The 22,418-nt window shown below is 39.0% G+C and carries 24 protein-coding genes, 2 pseudogenes and 1 riboswitch; of the genes and pseudogenes, 14 read left to right on the top strand and 12 right to left on the bottom strand.

The features are described 5' to 3' along the window. Nucleotides 1-75: 75 nt before the first annotated feature. From V7124_RS07870 to V7124_RS07860, 3 genes are all read right to left on the bottom strand, one after another. Complete coding sequence (locus V7124_RS07870; RefSeq protein ID WP_335412016.1) at nucleotides 76-984, bottom strand: DMT family transporter; 909 nt, start codon at nucleotides 982-984, stop codon at nucleotides 76-78. 124 nt (nucleotides 985-1,108) lie between these two features. Next, the gene (locus V7124_RS07865) at nucleotides 1,109-2,320 is read right to left on the bottom strand and encodes an aminotransferase (protein ID WP_420490512.1); all 1,212 of its coding nucleotides are present in this window, start codon (nucleotides 2,318-2,320) and stop codon (nucleotides 1,109-1,111) included. Beyond that, on the bottom strand, nucleotides 2,317-2,820 hold the full coding sequence (locus V7124_RS07860) for an Lrp/AsnC family transcriptional regulator (RefSeq protein WP_335412014.1): 504 nt from the start codon (nucleotides 2,818-2,820) through the stop codon (nucleotides 2,317-2,319). Before V7124_RS07860 ends, V7124_RS07865 begins: the two co-directional genes overlap by 4 nt. A 250-nt stretch (nucleotides 2,821-3,070) precedes the next feature. On the opposite strand from V7124_RS07860, the gene V7124_RS07855 reads away from it, so the two are divergent. From V7124_RS07855 to V7124_RS07820, 9 genes are all read left to right on the top strand, one after another. Beyond that, nucleotides 3,071-3,964, top strand: a complete 894-nt coding sequence (locus V7124_RS07855) for a GNAT family N-acetyltransferase (RefSeq protein WP_335487748.1) — start codon at nucleotides 3,071-3,073, stop codon at nucleotides 3,962-3,964. Between the two features lie 177 nt (nucleotides 3,965-4,141). After that, nucleotides 4,142-4,435, top strand: a complete 294-nt coding sequence (locus V7124_RS07850; protein ID WP_335412008.1) for a hypothetical protein — start codon at nucleotides 4,142-4,144, stop codon at nucleotides 4,433-4,435. Nucleotides 4,436-4,647: 212 nt separating this feature from the next. Continuing rightward, a complete protein-coding gene (locus tag V7124_RS26265) occupies nucleotides 4,648-4,944 on the top strand; it encodes a DUF5658 family protein (RefSeq protein WP_420490511.1) in 297 nt (98 codons plus the stop codon). A gap of 166 nt (nucleotides 4,945-5,110) precedes the next feature. Then, entirely contained in the window at nucleotides 5,111-5,632 is a 522-nt protein-coding gene (locus V7124_RS07845; RefSeq protein WP_335487745.1) for a DUF6241 domain-containing protein, read from the top strand. Nucleotides 5,633-5,778: 146 nt separating this feature from the next. Further along, nucleotides 5,779-6,252, top strand: coding sequence for a hypothetical protein (locus V7124_RS07840; RefSeq protein ID WP_335487741.1), 474 nt, complete (start codon nucleotides 5,779-5,781; stop codon nucleotides 6,250-6,252). Nucleotides 6,253-6,401: 149 nt separating this feature from the next. Further along, a riboswitch (TPP riboswitch) is annotated at nucleotides 6,402-6,498 on the top strand. A gap of 90 nt (nucleotides 6,499-6,588) precedes the next feature. Next, entirely contained in the window at nucleotides 6,589-7,188 is a 600-nt protein-coding gene (locus V7124_RS07835) for a YkoF family thiamine/hydroxymethylpyrimidine-binding protein (protein ID WP_335487738.1), read from the top strand. Beyond that, nucleotides 7,189-7,770 carry an ECF transporter S component gene (locus tag V7124_RS07830; RefSeq protein WP_335487735.1) on the top strand — a complete coding sequence of 194 codons (582 nt, stop codon included), beginning with the start codon at nucleotides 7,189-7,191 and terminating at the stop codon, nucleotides 7,768-7,770. It abuts the gene before it with no gap. After that, a complete protein-coding gene (locus V7124_RS07825; protein ID WP_335487732.1) occupies nucleotides 7,757-9,373 on the top strand; it encodes an ABC transporter ATP-binding protein in 1,617 nt (538 codons plus the stop codon). Before V7124_RS07830 ends, V7124_RS07825 begins: the two co-directional genes overlap by 14 nt. Continuing rightward, complete coding sequence (locus V7124_RS07820) at nucleotides 9,360-10,139, top strand: energy-coupling factor transporter transmembrane component T family protein (RefSeq protein ID WP_335487729.1); 780 nt, start codon at nucleotides 9,360-9,362, stop codon at nucleotides 10,137-10,139. Before V7124_RS07825 ends, V7124_RS07820 begins: the two co-directional genes overlap by 14 nt. A 77-nt stretch (nucleotides 10,140-10,216) precedes the next feature. Here V7124_RS07820 and V7124_RS07815 read toward each other — a convergent pair whose 3' ends face one another. From V7124_RS07815 to V7124_RS07790, 6 genes and pseudogenes are all read right to left on the bottom strand, one after another. After that, nucleotides 10,217-10,528, bottom strand: a complete 312-nt coding sequence (locus V7124_RS07815) for a DUF3221 domain-containing protein (protein WP_335487726.1) — start codon at nucleotides 10,526-10,528, stop codon at nucleotides 10,217-10,219. Nucleotides 10,529-10,560: 32 nt separating this feature from the next. Further along, nucleotides 10,561-11,007, bottom strand: coding sequence for a DUF6376 family protein (locus V7124_RS07810; protein WP_335487722.1), 447 nt, complete (start codon nucleotides 11,005-11,007; stop codon nucleotides 10,561-10,563). Between the two features lie 194 nt (nucleotides 11,008-11,201). Next, nucleotides 11,202-12,806, bottom strand: coding sequence for an aminotransferase class V-fold PLP-dependent enzyme (locus V7124_RS07805; RefSeq protein ID WP_335487720.1), 1,605 nt, complete (start codon nucleotides 12,804-12,806; stop codon nucleotides 11,202-11,204). Then, entirely contained in the window at nucleotides 12,799-13,386 is a 588-nt protein-coding gene (locus tag V7124_RS07800) for a glycerol-3-phosphate acyltransferase (protein WP_335487717.1), read from the bottom strand. Before V7124_RS07800 ends, V7124_RS07805 begins: the two co-directional genes overlap by 8 nt. Before the next feature lie 174 nt (nucleotides 13,387-13,560). Further along, nucleotides 13,561-13,899 (bottom strand): annotated as a pseudogene (locus V7124_RS07795) (transposase); the annotation flags it as partial. Continuing rightward, entirely contained in the window at nucleotides 13,863-14,021 is a 159-nt protein-coding gene (locus tag V7124_RS07790; protein ID WP_335487715.1) for a hypothetical protein, read from the bottom strand. The pseudogene V7124_RS07795 and the gene V7124_RS07790, both read right to left, overlap by 37 nt. A gap of 482 nt (nucleotides 14,022-14,503) precedes the next feature. Here V7124_RS07790 and V7124_RS07785 point away from each other — a divergent pair, with 482 nt between their 5' ends. The 5 genes and pseudogenes from V7124_RS07785 to V7124_RS07770 all read left to right on the top strand — a co-directional run bounded on the left by V7124_RS07785 (nucleotide 14,504) and on the right by V7124_RS07770 (nucleotide 19,118). After that, entirely contained in the window at nucleotides 14,504-15,799 is a 1,296-nt protein-coding gene (locus V7124_RS07785) for an MBOAT family O-acyltransferase (protein ID WP_335487712.1), read from the top strand. A gap of 17 nt (nucleotides 15,800-15,816) precedes the next feature. Beyond that, nucleotides 15,817-17,283: an alginate O-acetyltransferase AlgX-related protein gene (locus V7124_RS07780; protein WP_335487709.1), complete on the top strand. Its 1,467-nt coding sequence runs from the start codon at nucleotides 15,817-15,819 to the stop codon at nucleotides 17,281-17,283. A gap of 64 nt (nucleotides 17,284-17,347) precedes the next feature. Beyond that, nucleotides 17,348-17,440, top strand: a complete 93-nt coding sequence (locus V7124_RS26260; protein WP_420489508.1) for a transposase — start codon at nucleotides 17,348-17,350, stop codon at nucleotides 17,438-17,440. Nucleotides 17,441-17,668: 228 nt separating this feature from the next. Then, nucleotides 17,669-17,887 carry a hypothetical protein gene (locus tag V7124_RS07775; protein ID WP_335487929.1) on the top strand — a complete coding sequence of 73 codons (219 nt, stop codon included), beginning with the start codon at nucleotides 17,669-17,671 and terminating at the stop codon, nucleotides 17,885-17,887. A gap of 72 nt (nucleotides 17,888-17,959) precedes the next feature. Then, nucleotides 17,960-19,118 (top strand): annotated as a pseudogene (locus V7124_RS07770) (IS3 family transposase). A gap of 408 nt (nucleotides 19,119-19,526) precedes the next feature. Here the strand turns inward: V7124_RS07770 and V7124_RS07765 are convergent. From V7124_RS07765 to V7124_RS07755, 3 genes are all read right to left on the bottom strand, one after another. Further along, a complete protein-coding gene (locus tag V7124_RS07765; RefSeq protein ID WP_335487916.1) occupies nucleotides 19,527-20,903 on the bottom strand; it encodes a S1C family serine protease in 1,377 nt (458 codons plus the stop codon). A 189-nt stretch (nucleotides 20,904-21,092) separates the two neighbouring features. Continuing rightward, a complete protein-coding gene (gene zupT, locus V7124_RS07760) occupies nucleotides 21,093-21,905 on the bottom strand; it encodes a zinc transporter ZupT (protein ID WP_335411962.1) in 813 nt (270 codons plus the stop codon). 194 nt (nucleotides 21,906-22,099) lie between these two features. Next, nucleotides 22,100-22,418, bottom strand: a 319-nt coding sequence (locus tag V7124_RS07755) for a hypothetical protein (protein ID WP_335487706.1), incomplete at its 5' end; no start/stop codon positions are given.

Raw genomic sequence — 22,418 nt, 5'->3', positions numbered from 1 at the left:
ATATTATGTGAGAGAAATATTTTTTTGTGGGATAAAAGCCCGATAAACGGAAAAGAACCCCCTGATGGAGATTCCTTATGTTCCAGTTTTAACCGTTCTTTTAAAAAGAACCCTTTTTTGCTGTTGCATTAAAAAGAAAAAGACACCGAGGAGAACGAGCATTCCACCTGCAATTTGCCAGCTGGCAAGATGTTCGCCCAGCAAAATGACTGCTAATATTGTTGCACCAACGGGTTCTCCTAAAATGCTCATCGAAATGGTGGTTGCATTCACATAGTTTAAGAGCCAGTTATTAATGATATGACTAATCGTCGGCACGGTTGCAAGCAAAAGAAAAATCCCCCACTCCTTGGCCGGGTAGCCGGAAAACGCAACTGAGGTGCTAAGATTATAGCTGGTTAGAACAATCGTAGCAATGAAAAACACACTAAAGCTATAAATCCAGTGGGATACTTTTTTCACAATATTTTGGCCGATAAGTAAGTAGCCCACGACAGCAATCACACTTAAAAACGAAAGTATGTCACCAAGAATAGCGTCCTGGCTTAAGGCTAAGTCACCCCAGCCAATCATCATCGCGCCAATGATCGCTATCCCCATTGTCATCAATGCCGAAGCTGTCGTTCGTTCCTTAAAGAGGAAGTAGCCGCCAACCAATGAGACAATCGGCTGCAGGGCAAGAATGATGGTTGAACTGGCAACGGTTGTTAACTTTAATGAACCGAACCAAAGAACAAAATGTAAGGCTAGAAACAGACCTGAAAAAAATAAAAACACCCAATCTTTTAGTGAAATCTTTTTAAATTCCTCGCGGTTTTTCCAAACGATGGGTAGCATTAGGATACTGGCAAACATCATCCGATACATACTTAAAATCGAAGCAGGTGCTTCGGACCATTTTACAAAAATAGCTGAAAAGGAAATTGCTATAATTGAAATCGTGAGCGGTAATACAATTGATCTGGAGTTTTCGTGCTGTGACATCTTGTGTTAGCCTCTTTTCTTGACTAAATTTCCATGAATGAATTTTAACATAATTTCAAGGTGGAAGTTTATAAAATAAAAAAAAAACGCCAAACCCTGAGTTAAGGGGATTGACGTTCTTCTTCTATTTTTTTGTATACATTTCTTCAAACGGAATTTTGCTATTTTCTAATGCTTCTACGAACCGTTGGATTCGTTTCATGGCTTCTTGGAGCTGTTCCAGTGAAGTGGCATAGGAACATCGCACATAGCCCTCACCGCTCTCACCAAAAGCACTTCCAGGTACGACCGCTACTTTTTCGGCAAGTAGAAGTTGTTCTGCAAATTGTTCGGAGGTCAGGCCAGTTTTTTTAATAGAAGGGAAGACATAAAATGCTCCACCTGGCATGTGGCAGTCCAAACCAATGTTATTTAAGGATTGAACAATGTAATTCCGTCTTCTTCGGTAACTTCTTCGCATGCTTTCCACTTCATGATAGGTATTACGCAAAGCTTCAATCGCACCGTGCTGCAGCATATGGGGGGCACACATGGTGGTATATTGTAAAATTTTCACCATTTGTTCCGTGAAAGCTGGCGGGGCCGCTAAGAAACCTAATCTCCAGCCCGTCATCGCAAATCCTTTAGAGAAGCCATTGATTAAGATGGTTCGTTCGTACATACCCTCAATCGAGGCGAAGCTTGTATAATCTTCGTCATAGGTTAATTCTGCATAGATTTCATCGGAAACAACCAGCAGATCGTGTTTTTCGATCACCGCTGCAATTTTTGTAAGTTCCTCTTTATTTAAAAAACTTCCAGTTGGATTATTTGGTGAACATAACAAAATTGCTCTTGTCCGGCTGGTTATCGCGTTTTCTATTTGTTCCGGTGTAAGCTTAAAGCCATTATCCGGGTGTGTTGAGACGGTTATTGGCCTTCCGCCGGCTAACGTGACTAACGGTGCATAAGAAACAAAGGCAGGCTCAATAATTAATACTTCGTCTCCCGGATTTAGAATCGCTCTGAAGGTTAGATCAATTGCCTGGCTCGCACCAACCGTCACAATCACTTGATTGACCGGATTATATTGGACCCCAAATCGCTTATTTAAGTAGATTGAAATTTCCTGCCGCAGCTCTAGCAAACCTGGATTTGCTGTATAGGAGGTAAAGCCCTCTTCTAGCGACAGAATGGCGGCTTCCCTTATACTCCAAGGAGTGACAAAGTCAGGTTCTCCAACTCCTAGGGAAATAACACCTTTCATCGAGGCAGCCAGGTCAAAAAACTTCCTGATTCCAGACGGTTTGAGTTCTTTCACCATTTCAGATAAATAATGTTGGTGTTCCTTCATCATGGAGAAACCACCATCCGCCGATCTCGATCATTGTTCTCGCCAAAAATGACGCCATCGTGTTTATATTTTTTCAACATAAAATGGGTGGTTGTGGAAATAACGTTATCGATGGTCGATAGCTTTTCTGATACAAATCTAGCGATCTCCGACATCGTTTTTCCTTCAATGGTGATCGACAAGTCGTAGGCACCGGACATGAGATAAAGGGAAGTAACTTCCGGAAAACGATAGATTCTTTCCGCCACTTCGTCAAAACCAACCCCGCGCTTTGGTGTCACCTTAACATCAATCATCGCGACAATACTATCCTTGCCAGCTACCTTGCTCCAATCAATCAAGGCCGGGTAACTAACAATCACCTTTTCATCTTCCAACTTCTTAATAATCGCATTAACATCCTCAACACTCGAATTCACCATCAACGCAATATCTTTCACAGGAATTCTATGACTATCCTCGAGAATCGACAAAACCTCGAGCTCCTCACCAGACAACTTCATCCTACATCCCTCTCATTCCTAAACTAATATTACATATCATACATCATTGTTTGAATAATTTAAATATAATCATGGAAGGTGGTGTTGATGGAGATGGGGGATAGAGATCGTTGGCGGTGCCCGTTGATGGTGCCTGTCACCGCTCGTGGACACTTTCCACCTGAGGCGGACAGTTGAAAATTACTAATATTTACTAATTTTTTTGCGCTTAGGTATAATTGTTATAACGAATTTAGAGAGGGGAGTATCGATGAAGGTAATTGGCTTAGGAAAAGAGAGGGTTAGTGATTTTGTCCTGTATTGTAAGAAGCATCGAATGGAGATTGATGATTCATATTTGTATGATATGGATTTACAAGAGTTTGAGGTAAGTGAGGATCATCCTACTTATATCGTCACAAATGAGAAGGAGGAAATCGTGGCTGCTGCCTCGCTGGTTTTAGATGATTATCATAGACGCGGGAAAAGGGCGCGCTTTCGAATTTTCCATTCAGAAATGGAAGATATACAAGTCTATCAACATTTGCTGCAGGCACTTTTGAACCATACGTCAGACCTCGATAAAATTTTTCTATTTATCCCGGTTGTAAATAAGAAATTAACAGATGCAATTGAAGGATTAAAGTTTACTCTGGATAGATACTCCTTTGTGCTAGTTAGAGAGGATTTAGACCTTTCTGAGATGGGTCTACCTGTTGGCTATGAACTTCGACCGTTTCGACCTGGAGAGGATGAAGAAAATTGGCGACTTGTTCGAAATGCAGCTTTCGCAACACTTAAAGGCAGTGAAACACCGATTACAATAGAAGGTGTGACAAAGCTGCTAACCGATCATGATTACCTCGAAGGTGGGATGATGCTTCTTTTCCACCAAGGCCATCCAGTAGGCGTGATTAGAGGTGCGGACGATGAGTATGAAAACTCACCGATTATGAATATTGGTCCGGTTGCCATTATTCCGGCGTATCAGGGGCTTGGTCTAGGAAGAAGCTTGCTTAGAGCCTCATTAAAGTTTGCCAAGGAACAGGGGTATAAACGAACCATCCTTAGTGTAAACGGGGAGAACGAACGGGCACAGGCGCTGTATATTAAAGAAGGCTTTAAACAAGTTGAGGCGGTTGCTTGTTATCACTATTTCTTATAAGTATTTAATGGCGTTTTTCTCTTCATAAAGAGGGAGCGCCTTTTTAAGTGCTTTTTTATGGTAGCTGATGATTAGTTTTCTAGTATTTGCAGTTTATTCTCGATCATAAATATTTATTTTGTGAAGTTCCATATGCCCTAAAGTTCCATATGCTTAATAAATAAGGGGTGAACTGTAATGAAAAAAGACCAATTTGATGAAGTTACACTAAAGCACATTAGGAACAGACTTGATTATATTTATTCTATTGCTAAGAAAAATTACAATGATAACCCTGGATTGATGGACACGATTGAGAGTTTAGCTCAAGTAGCACTTATGTTTACAAATATTAAACTTCAAGAGGTAAACGACGTCGAAGAGACAAAAAGCCCTCAGGGGTATATCCTGTCGAAGCTGTCAAACTCATATTCTAGAATGACTGAGTATGAAAAACAAAAGGTAAAAGACTTTCCAGATTGGAAGCTGTAAGAAATTAGCAGTCCTAATGAGAAGACTAAGAAATAAATGAAGGGCTCAGAGTTTTCGAATCTGAGCTTTTTCTATTCCAAATCCATATGAAAAAGAAGAAATATAAGGAAATTTGTCTAACGATTATCCACCCACCTTGCAGGAAATAATACTGGCAAAAAGGAATTTAATAATTTGTTCGTTATTAGGAACGTTTTGGAGGTGGTGGTGTAGTGGTTTTGCTCTTTCATTATTTATCTCTCTTGAATATTTTTGATGCCATCATTACTTACTTCGGGTTAGAAAACTCATATATACTAGAAATGAACCCATTAATGAGCAGTGCCTATGCGGCAGATCCTTCGTTGTTTATTTTTATAAAGTTGATGTTCTCCCTATCCATTTACTTGTTCATCTTATTTAAAAAAGTACCAACCTCATCCCTTATACGGGGATTAACAGTCTTTGCCTCAAGTTTTTACACGATCATATTCTTTCTCCACTGCTACTGGCTAGTAATGCTTATGTAAAGGTGCCTCTCCCTAAAAGTGAAGGCACCCTTTTCATTTGTTATCCTTATCCAAAAATAACCACATGTTTTTATGTATTTGAGATAATTTTGTATAATTATAAAAATTGGGGTTGGCAAATGCGAGATAAATCGATACATAAATAGATGGAAGGGGAGAATGCACCATGAAAAAGTTTAAAGTGGCGGGTTCTGTCATAGGGGTTCTAGCATGTATCATAGGAGTCTATTTTTATTTAAGTGATGATGGAGGACTCAAACTGAATTTAAAGAAAAGTGATCCCGTTACAACGAAAGAGGCTGAAACTAAGATTGAAAAAGGCTTTGAAGCCCCAGTTTCAAGCAGTGTAACGGAAAAATATGAAACAATGACTGAAGGGGAATTAATTCAGGAAGTTCATAATATGACCCATCAAAAGGTCAAGGCAGAAAAAAAATGGGGGTCATCTGAAATAACGGCTGGTAAAGTCCAGTTGTTATATGATGTTATTAAAATCAAAGACTTTAAAAAAGGAAATAACAAACAAATGCTCCTAGACATCTTAGAACCCTGGATAAAGAAAGACTTCAGTAACGCTGTGAGCGCTCACAACCGTATCTGGTCCTCCCAAAATGGAAACATCGGAAAAGCCACCCGGCTCCTCAATCCACAAGAAGAACTAGAATATATAGAAAAAGAATTTAGATAATGTGGTTTGCGTTGCCTGTCACCGTTCGTGGACACTTTCCACCCCAGGTGGACAGTTTAGATTCCGCAAGCGCAGATTTATACTATTCGTCCGTTGATGGACATATCCTTTAGTATGTAAAGTCCGTATTAAAGGAGCAGATGTGCATGTATAGAAAAACTGCGCAGGGTAAAGGAAGAGTTATACTGGCAATGGCGCTTGTTATATGTATCGTTATTGTTGTTATGTTGAAAATGAGTGCTATGTTTTCAGCGGATAAGCAGGCGGTTGCTGTGGTTGAAGATTTTTATCGATTTGAGCAGAAAGGGGAATTTTCTGCATCGTGGCAGCTTTTTCATTCAACCATGAAGGAAAGATTCACCAAAGGCTTTTACATCCAGGACCGAGCGCATGTATTCATGAATCATTTTGGTGTTGAGAGCTTCGAGTTTTCCATGAGTGAACCTGAACAAATTAAACAATGGAAAATGTCCAAAACAGGACCAGCCATGAAAAACGTTTACAAAATCCTTGTTACCCAAACCTATAAAGGAAAATACGGAAACTTTAACCTCGAACAAGAGGCTTATGTTGTTAAGGAAAAAGAAAAATGGAAGGTTGTTTGGGACTACAATCAGTGAAATAGGATGACAAAAATATGGTGCCTGTCACCGCTAGTGGATAACTGTCCGCCTGGGGTGGACACTGTCCACGGGTGGTGACAGGCACCAAACTTTACAAGTTGGAGAATTTATCTTAAGATTATGACAACAATGAAAATTGCATACGGTTTTTGCACTAGGGGAGCTTTTTGCTGAGAGGACGTTGTCCGACCCTTATGACCCGATCTAGATAATACTAGCGTGGGGAAGTGCAGGAGAAGATATCGTGACATAACGTCTATTTTGATATAATTCGACTGCATTCCCCCGGGATGCAGTTTTTTGTTGTCAAAAAATTTTATGGGGGAATGCAGGATGTCTAATTTTTGCGGTACGAGTGAAATTACGGGGGCACGTTTTTCGATTTATCCGATGTCAGATAGGTTTGTAGATATTATCCTATCAGCGTTAAAGGAAGTCGATACTTCAAAGGTTTGGTTGGAAAGTGATGATGTGAGTACATGCGTTAGAGGAAGGTCAGAGCATGTATTTGATGTTGTGAAAGCTATTTTCCTAGAATCAGCTAAAAATGGCGATCATGTTGTACTCCAAGCAACCTTTTCAAACGGCTGTCCTGGCGATTCAGCTGGTGATGTTTATCTTTCAGAAAACCCAGAACGTCTCAACGAAGAAAAATCACGACAAATCCAACAAGAGGTTGCCGTCCAATTTGCACTCTACCCAATGGGGATCCCAACGTATATGAATGTCATTATGGATGCGGTAAAACTCGGTCAAGAGCAAGGGACTTTAACAAAAGGTGTCCACTATGCCTCAAGACTTGATGGAGATGCGAACAAAGTATTCAAAACACTTGAAGATGCTTTCCTTGGCGCTCAAGACAGCGATTCTACTCATATTGTGATGACGGTTGTGATGTCTGCCAACAGCCCTTCGAAAAAGGGGGTCAACTAAATGCTTGCAAAATGGAAGCTTCGTGAGGTGATCGTTTTATCAGTTCTTGCTGTTGTTTTCGCAGTTGTTTACCTCTTGTTCCTTCAACTTGGTACTGTCCTTTTCGCAATGTTCGGGTTGATTGGCTATGATCTTATTTTTGGAATTTGGTTTATCGTTTCGATTATCGCGGCTTATATTATCCGCAAACCTGGGGCTGCCTTTCTTTCAGAAACCATCGCAGCTATGGTTGAGGTTATGATAGGTAACGCCGTTGGACCACGATTGATCATCTCCGGTATGATCCAGGGTTTAGGTGCGGAAGCTGTCTTTGCTGCAACAAAATGGAAGAATTATTCGACCTGGGTATTGATGGCCGCCGGAATGGGGTCGTCGGTATTCAGCTTTGCCTGGGGGTTTTATGTTTCAGGATTTGCGGCCCTTTCACCCGGTTATGTGACGGCAATGTTCTTTGTCCGCCTTGCAAGCGGGGCATTACTTGCTGGATTGCTAGGTAAATATTTAAGTGAAGGATTAGCAAAAACAGGTGCATTAAATAGTTTTCCATTAGGAAAGGAACACAAGCGCAATGTCACTGTTTAAGCAATTGGAGGCAGAAGGATTAGGCTTCAGCTATGAGGAACGTGATATTTTCACCAATCTCACCTTTTCGATCCAAAAAAATCAATCGCTTTTACTCCTAGGTCCAAGCGGCTCTGGAAAAAGTACTTTAGCTTTTTGTCTCAACAAGCTATACCCAGAAGCAGTTGATGGAATATTGAATGGGAGCCTTTTATTTGAGGGCAAAAACCTGGATGATTTTAATCAGGGAGAACTTAACCAAAAAATAGGAATTGTTTTTCAAGATCCTGAAAGTCAATTCTGCATGTTGACGGTGGAAGAGGAAGTTGCCTTTGGATTAGAAAATTTCAATGTACCGCGGATTGAGATGGAAGCAAAGATTGAAGCTGCACTGGCAATGGTAGGGTTACATGACGAGAAAAAATCCACTATCCACACTCTTTCAGGAGGGCAAAAGCAAAAATTGGCTCTAGCCTGTGTATTGGCTCTAGAGCCGGAGGTCATCATTCTTGATGAACCAACGGCTAACCTAGACCCGCAGTCAAGTACAGAATTGGCAGAGACCATCGCACGATTAAAGAAAGAGCGCCCTTTTACACTCATTGTCATTGAACATAAGCTTGATGATTGGGTAGAGATAATAGACCGCTGTCTTGTCTTGGATTCCAATGGAATGATCCTTTTTGATGGCAGTCCTCGTCAATGTTTTGGTGAATTTGCACCCTTCCTGCAAAAGGAAGGAATTTGGCTGCCAAAAGTAGTGAATGCAGGAATAGCGGCTAAAAATGCTGGCTTTTACAAAGGGGAAAGACTCCCTCTTCGTCATCATGAATTACTGGCCGGGCTAGAAAATTCGGTAGCTTTTTCAATAAAAAATAATATAACGGTTTCCCTGGGTGAACCAATCCTCGAAGTCAATGGCCTATATGCACGAGGGCATTTGAAAAATATTAATCTTCGGATTCATAAGGGAGAAATGACTGCAGTTGTTGGCGCAAACGGTTCTGGGAAAACGACGCTTTCAAAATGTGTGAGTGGACTGCTCCCACTCACACAAGGACAAATTCACTTTCTAGGGATGCCCCTCTCAAAGTGGAAGGAGAAAGAATTGTTTAAGCATCTAGGCTATGTATTTCAAAATCCTGAGCATCAATTTATTACGGATTGTGTGCATGAAGAAATTGGCTTTGGATTGGAGGATCAAGCGGCAATTCCGGCTATTCTTGAAAAAATGGGGTTGGAAAAAGAAGCGGCGGCCCACCCCTTTTCTCTTAGCCAGGGGCAAAAGCGGAGATTGAGTGTGGCAACCATGCTTGTTCATGAGCAGGACCTGCTTATTCTTGATGAACCGACATTTGGCCAGGATGCCAACACCGCCCATGAAATCATGGAGGTTCTTAATGAAAAAGAGGGTTCCGTATTCATGATTACTCATGATATGGAGCTGGTTGATCAATATGCAGATACGGTTCATGTATTAGACAAGGGAGAGTTAATTTTCTCTGGGACACCCGAGTCATTGTGGGGAAATCTTGAGATTATCCAACAGGCAAGGTTGAAGCTGCCGTTTAGAAAAAGATTGCAAAATGATTTGGTTAGGAGAGAGATTCATGTCGCTACATGAGGTGAATCCAAGTATTAAGGCGTTTACGGTGGTTGTTTCCATCCTAATTCTGTCTGTGTTTTTCGATCCCATTACACCACTCGTAACCATCCTATGGTCTGTGACGGTAACCTTTCTGTTCGGACGGGTTTCTTTTAAGAAATGGTTGTTGTTATTTACTCCATTCCTATTTATCGCGGTCATTTATGTTTGGTCAACGATGTTATTTCCACGGCTTCAAGTAGGAGATCACATCATCTGGCAATGGGGAATTTTGACGGTGACAGCTGAAGGATTCCAAAGGGGACTTTCGCTTGGTCTGAGAGTGTTAAGCTTTGCAACGTTATCGATTATGTTTACGTTAACGACAAAGCCAACCGACTTTCTCTTAAGTTTAATGCAGCAATGTAAGCTGCCGCCAAAGCTTGCCTATGGAATCATGGCCGGATATCGCTTCCTGCCGTTAATCAGAGAGGAGTTTCTGACCCTTAAAAATGCCCATCGTGTAAGGGGAGTAGCAGGGGCACGAACGATACCAGAAAAAATACAGCAACTAAAAAGATACGTGATTCCACTGCTTGCTGGGGCCATTCGTAAGGCAGAGCGAACCGCACTGGCTATGGAATCGAAAGGCTTCACTGGGGCGAAAAACCGGATATTCTACCGCGAGATTACCGTGTCTCGAATCGACTGGATCTTTTTATTTTTAATGATAGGCGCTGTCATCCTAAGTGCCTTTATCTCTTGGAAACTAGGATACTTACAGTTTTATAATGGTGAACTATAAATGCAAAAATAGGGTCCTCAACACCTATTTAAGTCTGCTTGCAGCGTTACGGTATCAATAGAAAAACAGGCTGAATATTAATCAGCCTGTTTTAAAATCTCAATATTTAGAGCAGTACCTTGTAATGGATAGGATTCTCTAACTTTTCCGTCTGTCCAAACGGCAACTGTCTGACCCTTTTCAAAGGTTTTGATGTCGCTTCCTTCTGGTAAGGTGAGCCAGATTAATCCTAAATTCTCATCCTCTACTAAAATTCCACGACCATCCTTGTTTACTTCGATAACAGTTCCCTTAATATCATATTCTCCTTTTATGTCACCCTTGTGCGTGTTGCAGCCAGCAAGTAGGAGGAAGGATAAAATGACAACAAAAGGAATATATTTTTTCACGGCTCTCTACCCCCTTGTTTTGGAGAAAGAAACTATTGACCAAGCTGTTGAATCTGTTCGATTATGTTAGTAATATCCTGTACGGATTGAAATAGTTCTGTATTTTCAAGAATGGCAGGATCCAGCAGACCGTCCTTGAAATTGTTCAAGTATGTTTCAATTTCAGTAATAATCGCGCTGTTTTGTTCAATAATTTGCTGGTGGAGTTCAGCTGCGATATCGGGTGCTTGAAGTTCATTAAAGGCTTCCACTGTTTGCTGCATATCTTGAAGCATTGTTTGGAAATCTTCAGCAGCTTGAATGTCACCAATTGCCTGCTGTGCAAGTGCTGGGGCATCACTAGCAAATTCAGTAGCCGCACTTAAATAGTCTGTTGCATCATTAATATATGAAAGTGAATCCTGTGCATCATTGAGAAACGAACACCCGCCAAGCAACAATAACATGCTTGCCGACATAACTAATAGTAACTTTTTCAAATCAAAACCTCCATTATCAATTTTCAGGAAAGGGGTATTAGGTATCTTACTACATTAACCATAGTATAATATAAAATTTAGATTGGTGCCTTGATAGGGTGCCTGTCACCGCTCGTGGACACTTTCCACCCCAGGTGGACACTGAATTAAAAAAGCCACTGCCCATTAAGAGGCAGTGACACTTTAACTATAGATTACGTTTCGTAGATTGCTTGCTTTAATGCTGTGGTTTCATAGGTTATGACTTTGTTTAAGAGATTGATCATTTTTTCTAGGTCACCTGTTGCATAGTTGTCAATGCAAGCGATTTGGATCCAATTTCTTTGTTGTAGATAATCACTTTCATAGTGAAGCTGGTAACCATGGTTATAAAGAAGATCCCCAACCGTAGCTGAAGAGATGGACCTTGGCAGCCCAATCGTAAGAATGATAGGTGAGCTGTGCTCTTCACTAACGATGGTAAAGCCAAATTGTTTAAGCTGTTTTTTTAAGTATGCGTGTGTTGTCACCACTTTTTCAAACGTTTCCTCATTAATATCCTCTAATGCGGTTAACAGGGCTTCCAGAAGGTTGGATGACTGCGAAAAAGGGATGCTCCCCTTTGCCATGTATGTTCCTAAATCTAGATATTTCGGAAGTGTTCGAGACGGCTGTACTTCGTGATTGTGAAAAACGAACGAAAGCCCAGTTAGTGCACGAATGGCTTTTCCACTTACACCTGTTGTCAAAAATACTCCATCTAAATTTATTTTCAAAGCCCCTAAAGAGCTAATACAATCAAGGCAAAGTTTGAGCTGATATTGTTTCGAAATATCCTTCAACAGGTCAAGATTGTTGAGCATACCAGACGATGTTTCACTATGAACAGACCATATCCACCGGGTTTCAGGTGATAATTTTGAAATTATCTCAGCTCGGGAGAAGGCCTGTCCCCAGTCTTTTTCAAGCACATCGAAATCGAGACCAAATCTACCAGCCTGTTCAACCAAACGGCTGCCAAATTCGCCATTGGTTAAAATAAGTCCTCGACCGTTTTCTAAGGAAAGCTGTCCGGCCACAACATCATTAGCAAGTGTTCCTGATCCAAGGAAAAGATGGACATGTTTACAATTCACTAATTGACCGAGCAGGGATTTTGCCTTTTCAAGTTTTTCTTTATAATGGTCCGACCTGTGAGAAATCGGAGCCTTGCCTAATGCGTTCATGACTTTTTCTGAAACTTGAACTGGCCCCGGCAAAAATGGAAGGGTCGGTGGAAGAATCCTGCCAGCAATCGACTCGTCGAACGTTTTCTTCGTTAGATACATAGGCTGGAAGCGTGCTTCATCTGTGCCAGTTAAATTAGCAAATGGTTGAAATCCTAACTGTCCATAAAGCTTCAATTGGCGAACTGTGCCTGAGATAAAGGCGATGTCGTAGCCTTTTTTTAAACAATATTTTATTAAAAACTGTGCGAGACCTAAAAAGACTCGTCCATGACGATATTCTTTTTTGACCGATAGCAGTCTGACTTCACATGGTGATTGAACTGGAAAGGGTAGTGACTGTTCTACCGGACCAATTTTTTTATCGAGTGAAAATGGACGATTATCCCGAATCGCAGTCATGCCAATTACTTCATTTTCTTTTACACAAATAATATATGTATTTTCAGCATGGAACTGGTCCACTAGCTTTTGTTCTTCATTCTTTTGATGCTGTGGTATTTCCTCTGAAAAGGTTTGATAATTTAAGCGATGAATTTGTTCAAATTCATCTGCAGAGGTTGCAATTTTGAAAAAGAATTCGTGCTTACTCATTAGGTTTCAGCCTTCCCTTAAGATTTTCTGCATGTGCTGCGTAAAGCATTGCTATTATACCTAATGCTATGAGGCAACTTAGCCAATCATTATTTATGATAAAAAGAACTACTGGGATAAAAAGAAATGCTCCTAAGCCGGCTAATGTAAAGCTCTTTATAAAAGTGTAGAAGATGGAAAAACCAAGAATGATGACCGGAACCATCAGGGGTTCAAAGACAATGATCCCACCGATAAAGGTTGAAATCCCTTTGCCGCCTTTAAATTTCAGAGTAATTGGCTTTATATGACCCATAATCGCTAGGGCCAGCCCCACTAGTTGAATTGTTTCAGAAAAGTGTAAGTAACGTGCAGCTAAAATCACAAGGACTCCTTTTAGTGCGTCCCCGAGAAAAATCAACACAAAGGCAGTTTTGCCATGTAGGCGGCCGGCATTTCTTGCACCGACATTACCACTACCCTGAACTCGGATATCCTTCCGATAAAAAATCTTTGTGATTAGAAAGCCAAACATGATACTTCCAATTAAATAGGAAAAAATAAAATAAAACCAAATCATTGCGAACACAACCTTTGTCAATTCTTGTCGGTGCAAAAAATGAATTTGTTTCCATTATAATATGTATTCTTCTTTTTTTACATAAAATTTGTCAAAACAGCGTTTGAAATGATAAAAGAGAGCCTGACTCTTTTTGAATTCAAAGAAATACATCCCCTTGTTGATCTGACCCAATTAAGTTAGACAAAAAAAGATTTAAGCAGCTTCCAAGATCTGAGTTCGGTATTCAAATGGGCTAGGTCATTTAATTTTGCCTTCATTCGTTTGTGAAATTGTAGTAATAAATATAATCGTCTAATTCCCGTTCAAAATGCTCTCTACTCTCAAATTCTTGTAAGTAGAGTAATTCAGACTTTAAAATAAGCCAAAGAAATTTTCCATAAATGCGTTATCTAAACAGTTAGATTTTCGAGATATACTCTGTGTAATCTGGTGCTGTTTTAATATTTTTTGATATTGTCCCATTTGATAATGCTAACCTTTATCTGAATGAAGAATCACTTGATCACCTGGATGAAGGCGTTCAATGGCTTTTCATATATAAAGGAAAAATCAATTTTTCCATTTATTTGAAGGAGAATATGATTTGAAGGAACAAATACATTTAAATCAATAAACTCTAACTTACTTTGATATTCATCTTTACGACCCACCATAAAAAATCCTATTAGTTTGTCAACAGCCCCAGTAGCTGGTTTTTTTAACCACCGTCCAAGGTGATTCGCTGAAAGTTAGGGAGGCGAGTTAAACTATCGGAAAGCTGCAGACAGGTACAAAAAAATATCGTACTTGCAGAGCTGTAAAAATATTAGTAATATAATAATGGTGTTAATACCCAAAGGTATAAGGAAACTCCTTTAAAATTTACACGCATTTTTGTGTATGGGTTTTAGAGGGGATTTTTTTGTTATTTTTGATAAACTTCAGGGTTAATGGGTAAAAAAGGAAGGAGGCAACTTTGGTTGTACATTTGAAAACCGTAAATCAAGAAATTCATAATGAGTTCTGCCTCTAGGAAAGGAATACAGCTATGGTTTTTAATTCGACAGTTTTTATTTTTTTGTTTCTTCCATTGAGTTTTATTTTGTATCTTGTATTTCCACGAAAGTTAAAAAACATATATCTTATTTTAGCCAGTTTGTTTTTTTATTCGTGGGGAGCATTGGATCTTACCGGCATTTTATTAGTTAGTATTATTTTTACATATATTTTTGGAATTCTTGTTAGAAAATCCAAATATCGAAGGACATCGCTCGCAGTAGGTATTATTTTCCTGATTGGGATGCTGGGAGTTTATAAGTATTATGATTTTGCAATGAGTTTTATTCCAGATCGGTATTTTTCAAGCTATAGAACTTTAGATTTACCCATTCCACCGGGAATTTCATTTTTTATTTTTTCAAGTGTTTCTTATTTAATTGATATTTACCGTCAAAAAGGGAAGCTCAAACCCGGGCTGATTGATACGGCACTTTATATCAGTTTTTTTCCTAAACTTATTATGGGACCTATTACGTTATTCTCAAATTTCTACGATCAGATATCCAATAGGGTAATAACTTTAGAAAAGGTAAGAAATGGCTTGGTACGCTTTTGCTATGGTTTCGCTTTGAAGGTAATAATTGCTGACCCACTAGGTGCAGTTGTAAATGAAATTTTTACCCAGGTGGAATTTGGAATAACTACTTCAACCGCGTGGACCGGCGTATTGCTTTATTCTCTTCAAATATACTTTGATTTTCTTGGGTACTCAGTTATGGCTATTGGAATTGCTTTATGTTTTGGTTTCGAATTAGGCAAGAATTTTAATTATCCATATATTTCAACCTCCATCACTGAGTTTTGGAGACGTTGGCATATTTCTTTATCCACCTGGTTTAGGGATTATCTGTATATACCTTTAGGAGGAAACCGACGAGGTAATGTCTATGTAAATGTAATGATTGTTTTTCTCGCAACAGGTATCTGGCATGGAGCAAGTTGGACATTTATTGTATGGGGAATTATTCATGGTATCTGTAATATCTTTGAAAAATATATGAGCGATAAGCCAATCTATCAAAAGACACCTGTTATTCTTAAATGGCTAGTAACCACTTTCATTATTGGCATTGGATGGCTGCTTTTCCGTTCACCAACATTCTCATTCTTTATTGATTATATGGCGATTATGTTTGGACAGAAGGATTCCATATCAACAGAAATGAGCACGTCATTTTTTATTACAAGTAAAATAATGTTTACTACATTAATTGCAATAGTGTTGAGTTTTCCTGTTATTCCTTTGATAAAGGAGAGATTTGGAAGTATATATAAGAATGCTGATGTTTTAAGTACAGCAGTACAGAATATTTTTGCTCTTGCAATGCTAATTATTGGTGTTTTATATATGGTAAATAGTACATACAGTCCATTTATTTATTTTCAGTTTTGATAACACGGAGGCTTAAAGTGAACAATAATTTTAGACTTTCAAAACAGAGTAAAAAACAAATAGATGATGAGAAGAAAGTGAAAAAAACATTAAGTATTCTCAATATACTGTTTATCCTTCTATTTGCCTTAATTTTGTTAATTCCAAATTTAAAGTTAAATTTACAAAAGAATGCGGTTTCTGAAATTGATAATCGTATGTTAACTGAATTTCCTAAGCGTGATGAAAGTTTTCTTCCAAACCTTTCAAACTTTTACAGTGACCGTTTGGGTTATCGTAATGAGATTATTAACACATATTCAAAATTCAACAATATAATTTTTAATGAAATGGTTCATCCTACATACATGTATGGACAGGACGGTTATGTTTTCACCAAGTTAGGAAGAGCAGCGAAGGATTATGACTTTATGAAATCATTTGCAAAATTCCTACGTGAATTACAGGACTACTGTGAAGAACGGAATGTACCGTTTATTTACATGCTAATACCGTCTAAAACAACAGTTTATGAGGATAAACTGCCAAGTGGTTTTGCTTATGATAATTCTAGGATCGAGTTGCTTATACAGGAACTAAATCGATTGGAAGTAAACTACCTATATACAGCGGATCCGCTTATTGAAAGACGAAAGACAGAGGAAGTGTTTAATGTTCAATATGATGCGGGACATTGGAATGAGTATGGTGCACATTATTCGACCTCGTTATTATTTGATAGAATAAAGGAATATTATCCTGACATTAAATTTGCAAAGCGGGATGATTATGAAATTACTCAGAAGCTTGAAACTTCCCTGCCTGTTTCTAATTTTGAAATTAATGAATATGTACCGTTATTTACACACAAGGATAGCGATTATGTTAATGATCAGAAATATGCTGAAGAAATCCAGTTGGATTTACAGAATCGCCATTATAGACATTTCGTAAATAAAAGTTTACAGAGCAATGCACCAAAGTTATTGTTCTTTCATGGAAGTTATTATAGGGAAGATAGAGATAAGTTTGTTGTAAATAGTTTTGCTGAGACAATGTCTATCCATAATTATATCAATGTTACGAACTTTGATTATTACTTTAATATTGCTAATCCTGAGATTGTCATATTGACATCAGCAGAATATGCAACAACTGATAGTAGGTTTCCAGTAACTCAAATGGCAGCTGCAAATTTACAACCTGCATATAGCAATTATGAGAATCTTAAGAGTATACAGGCTTCAGATAAAGCAATTGAATATCATCCTGATGAGGATAAACAACTGCAAAATGTTACAGTGAAGCTTAATATGCCGGAAAAACCTAAAGCGGGGTACCTCTTGATGAAAGATAGAATCTACGATATGAAAATTCTAGTTGATAAGGGTTCTATTTCCGCTCAAGTTACTGTACCTACCGAGAATCTAACCCACGAAGCAGAAATCGTTTTTATACCAGAAAACGAGGAGAACAAAATCATTCAGAAATTAATAGTCAAATGAACTAAGTAAAAAAGTAGCTAAATTCTTCCAATTTTACTTTCAACTTAAAAGTAAGAAACGTGGTCTGCAGGTTGGCATAATTACAGTCATTCAAACATTTGGACGGGATACGAAATTTAATCCCCATATTCATGTCTTAGAAACGAAAGGTCCATAATGAGTAGGTTCCTTCCGAGTTTATTCCATATGAATATTTATGAAAGACCTGGCAAAAGGTCCTGTACGATTTATTGAAAATCTTGGTTTTAAAATAATCGCTCTAATATCAATCTTATTAATGACCTATATCAGCAATACCAAAAGGTTTTTACGTGAATGCAGAACAAAGAATGAGGGATGCAAAAGTAGCTAAAAAATACAGGAATATATTAAGTTAGACTTGCAATTGCAGAATATCCCAAACCTAAAATACGATGATAAGATGGCTCACTTTTGGTTTGAAGACTACCAAACAGGAAGAGAGTTGGTGAGACTCAACCTGTCTATAAAGTTAAAGGAAAAAGTTATTAAAGTCGTGGTAGTTAATCCTGCACATGTAAAACAGACAAAAGAATTAGATGATAATTCTTCTACAAAAAACGATGTAAAGGATAGACTAACCTAGTTAAATGAGACACGATAAAACACCTTCGAAATGGTACACTGAAATTAAGTACTAATATCGGAGGTGTTTTGCATGGACAAAAACGTATATTCTAGTGAAACAAAATGGGCGGTTGTGAAAGCTAAGATGTCAGGTGAGTTAACCAATCAAGAGATTATGGAGAAGTACGGAATTAAAAAATGTTCCCAAATTAAGACATGGATGAAATGGTATCGAGAGAATGAGATACATCGTTTTGATCAGCCAATCGGTAAACAATATACGTATGGGCTTGGACCAGGCCACCTGCGTGAAAAGGAAAAAAAGGAACACAAATATAATCACTTAAAACAGGAGAACGAAATCTTAAAAAAGTATTTGGAGATGGTAAAGAAGTTGAAAAACAAGTAGTTCTACAAATCGTTTAGAAGTTCCGAACAAAGTAAACTGTTAAGGCAATTTTATCTGCCCTATCGGTGCCACGTGCTACCTACTACCGATGGGCAAAGTGGGTACATACGTATTGACCAAAGAGGAAGAAATAATTTATTACTTTATGCCAGGAGACATAATGTCGGTACGGACATCGTAAAATCAAGGCGTTATTATACTGTAAACATCAGATCAAATTGAATTGCAATACGGTTCAACGTATTATGCAAAAACATTATTTACAATGCCGTGTAAAGCCAAAACGAAAGTGGAAATCGCAAGGAGAGTCCGTTGTCGTTGCACCAAATATTTAGAATGAGAGTTCACGGCCACTGCTTCAAATCAAAAGTGGGTCACTGATATTGTGTACCTTCAATACGGTCCATCTACATTGTATTTGTCTACATTAGGACTTGTTTAACAACCAAATTGTTGCATATAAAGTCTGTGATCATCAACGGACATCGCTAGTGAGGGACACACTAGAAACAGCCTTAATTTCACGGGGAAACCAATCTGGTGTGATTCTGCATTCTGATCAAGGAAGTGTATATACATCATATCCTTTCAGAAGTTTTTAAAAGAAAATAACCTAATCAGTAGTATGTCAAGACGGGGAAATGGCTGGGATAATGCAGTTATTGAGTTATTTCACTCAAACTTGAAATCAGAGGGGTTTCAATTTATTAAGTTCAATTCCTTGAGCTTAAATGAAGTGTGTAATCATGTAAAAGATTATATTAAACATTATAATGAAGAATGTATTCAAGAAAGATTAGGCTACCAAACCCCAATTGAATTTGGGAGCATGGCAGCCTAATGAGGGTGTTTTATCTCTGTCTCAAACGCCTAGGACAGTCTATTAGGATGTTTTTTATTAGTCCCCACGACCACCCGAGTCGCCACCATCCGAGTCGCTGTCAGAGCTGAAGGCATGATCGTTACTAAAGTCATTGTCATGATTATAATGGTGACTTTTGCTAGTACTGCGATTGGGGAAAATTAAAAACGCTATTATAATGGATAGAACCCCAAAGAAAAATTGTTCAGCAAAAATCAGATATACCCCAAAAATAAAAATGAGGAAACCAACCAATCGTAATATACCCCTCAGACGACATACCCCCTTCAAAATTACCATTAGTAATAGATATGGGTGCCTGTCACCATTTATTCATTTTCCTTCATATATACAGCTATTTTTGTATAATTTGATGATAACCAAGCATTATCCGTCGTCTTTTTTCTGTTGTTTCTTTTGTTGTTCTTGCAGGGCTAGGATGATGTCTTGGACGTCAATTTTCCAATCATTGTTTAAGTCTGGAATGGTGTTTTGAGGTGTAGGAGGCGGAGCAGGTGGTACCTGGTGTGCTGCCAAAGCTGCCGTTACGGCGCGTTTTTTTGCTTTAAAGGCAAATGTGTACAATAACAGTAGAATGATCAATAAGGCTGCTGTACCACCTACGACATAAAAAATGGTTTTATAATCGGACCACAATGTTTTACTGTCTCCAGCTCTTTGCTCAGAATTTATGATGAACTTTTTGATTTCAGAGTGGTTTGGATAGAGTCTTTGAACGGCCTCGAATTTTTCAAGCGCATTTTCATAATAGCCGCCCCAATAAAGCTCCAATCCTTCCTTATAAAGTTTATCTGTGTTACTTGCCGTATTTTTTGCTCCAGCTTGGTTTGTAAATTCCTTTACGATATTAACCGGAACGGAAAAGTTAAAACCTTGAACCTCTTGACCATTAACGGTATCACCTCTAAAGGTTAGTAAGCCAATGATTTCCCCTTTGTCATTGATCACAGGTCCACCGCTATTACCATGTGTGGCAGCTGCATTAATTTGAATAACAGGGCTACCTTGCTCCGTTTTCTTATCTATAGCAGAAATTTGACCAGCATTCATGGAAGATACAAGAGAGGAGTCTGGTGAAAGTAAATTGGAATCGGCAGCAGCTGGATAGCCGCTTACCCAAATATTATCCTGGTTTTGGATATTATCAGAATTTCCAAGCTTCAATGTAGGGAGGTTTTTTCCTTCAATCTTTAGTACCGCTACATCTTTACCCTCATTGACAGGTGCACCATAGCTTTTAACATCACCTTCAAAAGTATCTCCGCTTGGTAAAATGACTTTAATAACTTTTTGAATCCCGGTATATTGGGTGTACGTTAACATATAATCATACACGGTATCATAGTCTAACCGAAAATAGTCTGCCATAATGGTTACGAGTTGATCGAATGCTGCAATGGCAATATCTTCATCTTCCATTTGGGCAGCCTCTACAACATGGGCATTGGTGACGATATAGCCGTCAGAGCTAATAATTGCACCGGAACCAGAGCCCCCCACAACAGTTTGGTAGTTTAATTGACTTAGTATGGATTCTACTTCCGGGTCATATGGATTGTTAAACTGCCATCCAACAACAGAGTAGCCAAGAATCCTGACAACCGCAGGCTTTGAGTATTCTGCTAGCTTCTGAGCTTGAGGAATATTCGAAGAACTTGGTTTAATACCCAATAGAACAAAAGAAGTAACAATCATACCGATAAGTATCAAACAAAGCGGAATAGTAAATAGGGCCCTTTTCATCAAATAAATTCACCCTCTTCCATAAATTTTAGAAATATCCATTTACTATATGTCCTTAGGTTTTTGATGGTGCCTGTCACCAGGGTGACATCACCGCTGGTGGATACATTCCACCCCAGGCGGACAGTGGTTGGAATGAAACCATAAAAAAAAGCCAGCAGCAGCTGGCTTTTTTGAATTTGTTGCTATTTAGATGAATAGTAGAAGGCTAAGTGCCATCACGGCCATACCGGCAATAAGTCCATAGATGGATAGATGGGTTTCGTCATATCTTTTGGCTGCGGGTAGTAATTCATCAAGGGAGATGAACACCATAATCCCTGCAACTGCAGCAAAGATAACTCCGAACATGATATCATTTAAAAAAGGCATTAAGAATAGATAAGCGACAAGTGCACCAACCGGTTCAGCTAAGCCTGACAAGAATGATAGTTTAAAAGCCTTTTTCTTATCCCCAGTTGCAAAATAGACGGGTACGGAAACGGCAATACCTTCTGGGATGTTATGAATGGCAACCGCGACAGCGATGGCTATCCCTAGTGCAGGGTCTTGTAATGCAGAAGTAAAGGTTGCAATTCCCTCTGGAAAGTTATGGATACCAATAGCTAGTGCCGTAAATGTCCCCATTTTTAAAAGGTCGGGCTTTTTCCCATCGATCGTAGGTGGCTGTTTCATATCCTCAACGGTTTTCAATTCATGCGGGTTTGATTGCTTCGGGATAAATTTGTCGATGGCAGCTATTAGGAGCATACCACCGAAAAAACCAGCAACCGTTAACCAATTTCCAGGAACCACACCCATGGCATCCACAAGCGCTATCTTTGCTTTTACAAAAATCTCTACCATCGAGACATAAATCATTACACCGGCTGAAAAACCGAGGGTAACGGATAAAAATTTTGTATTTGTATGTGATGTAAAAAATGCGAGTAGACTACCTATGCCTGTCGCAAGGCCGGCAAATAAAGTCAGACCAAATGCTAATAGCAGATTCTCCGTCATAGTATCTTCTCCCTTTGTTATCTTAGTTGTAAGTTTAGAATAGTATTATATATGCGTGAACACAGAAATGTTTCCTTCGAGAAACATTTTACACCTAACGAAACAAAAAAACAGTAAAAATATCTCAAAAAAAGAAAATGCGCGAAGTTTCTTGAATGTTTTCAAGTACTTTCGCGCTTTGTTTAATTGTATTATTAGTAACCAGGGCCGAAGCCGCCGCCATACCCGCCACCGTAACCACCCGTGCCAGGTCCATGCACACCGTATCCTGGACCATACCCGTGCCCATATCCACCGTATCCTGGCCCATATCCAGACCCATATCCGCCAAATCCAGGATTGTAACCACCAAGACTTGAGCCTAAATAACCTAATCCAAGACCAAGCAATCCTGCTCCAACATTCCCTAAATTAAAGCCACCGTGGGGACCGCCATGCTGTCCGCCGCCGTATTGACCGCCACCGTGATGACCGCCGCCATGCTGTCCGCCACCGAGGTGCCCACCGCTATGC

Source organism: Neobacillus niacini, from assembly GCF_036961885.1.
Lineage (GTDB): Bacteria > Bacillota > Bacilli > Bacillales > Cytobacillaceae > Neobacillus > Neobacillus niacini_H.
Note: the sequence above shows the minus strand (reverse complement) of the source record. Positions and strands in the feature narration are given on the sequence as shown.

Excerpts from the sequence above, each read along its gene's own strand:
- V7124_RS07830 (WP_335487735.1), top strand. The coding sequence starts at position 7,189 with ATGCTTGCAAAATGGAAGCTTCGTGAGGTGATCGTTTTATCAGTTCTT.
- V7124_RS07860 (WP_335412014.1), bottom strand. The coding sequence starts at position 2,820 with ATGAAGTTGTCTGGTGAGGAGCTCGAGGTTTTGTCGATTCTCGAGGAT.
- V7124_RS07870 (WP_335412016.1), bottom strand. The coding sequence starts at position 984 with ATGTCACAGCACGAAAACTCCAGATCAATTGTATTACCGCTCACGATT.
- V7124_RS07865 (WP_420490512.1), bottom strand. The coding sequence starts at position 2,320 with ATGATGAAGGAACACCAACATTATTTATCTGAAATGGTGAAAGAACTC.
- V7124_RS07820 (WP_335487729.1), top strand. The coding sequence starts at position 9,360 with ATGTCGCTACATGAGGTGAATCCAAGTATTAAGGCGTTTACGGTGGTT.
- V7124_RS07765 (WP_335487916.1), bottom strand. The coding sequence starts at position 20,903 with ATGAAAAGGGCCCTATTTACTATTCCGCTTTGTTTGATACTTATCGGT.
- V7124_RS07805 (WP_335487720.1), bottom strand. The coding sequence starts at position 12,806 with ATGAGTAAGCACGAATTCTTTTTCAAAATTGCAACCTCTGCAGATGAA.
- V7124_RS07850 (WP_335412008.1), top strand. The coding sequence starts at position 4,142 with ATGAAAAAAGACCAATTTGATGAAGTTACACTAAAGCACATTAGGAAC.
- V7124_RS07790 (WP_335487715.1), bottom strand. The coding sequence starts at position 14,021 with ATGGTGGGTCGTAAAGATGAATATCAAAGTAAGTTAGAGTTTATTGAT.
- V7124_RS07835 (WP_335487738.1), top strand. The coding sequence starts at position 6,589 with ATGTCTAATTTTTGCGGTACGAGTGAAATTACGGGGGCACGTTTTTCG.
- V7124_RS07825 (WP_335487732.1), top strand. The coding sequence starts at position 7,757 with ATGTCACTGTTTAAGCAATTGGAGGCAGAAGGATTAGGCTTCAGCTAT.
- zupT (WP_335411962.1), bottom strand. The coding sequence starts at position 21,905 with ATGACGGAGAATCTGCTATTAGCATTTGGTCTGACTTTATTTGCCGGC.
- V7124_RS07855 (WP_335487748.1), top strand. The coding sequence starts at position 3,071 with ATGAAGGTAATTGGCTTAGGAAAAGAGAGGGTTAGTGATTTTGTCCTG.
- V7124_RS07845 (WP_335487745.1), top strand. The coding sequence starts at position 5,111 with ATGAAAAAGTTTAAAGTGGCGGGTTCTGTCATAGGGGTTCTAGCATGT.
- V7124_RS07840 (WP_335487741.1), top strand. The coding sequence starts at position 5,779 with ATGTATAGAAAAACTGCGCAGGGTAAAGGAAGAGTTATACTGGCAATG.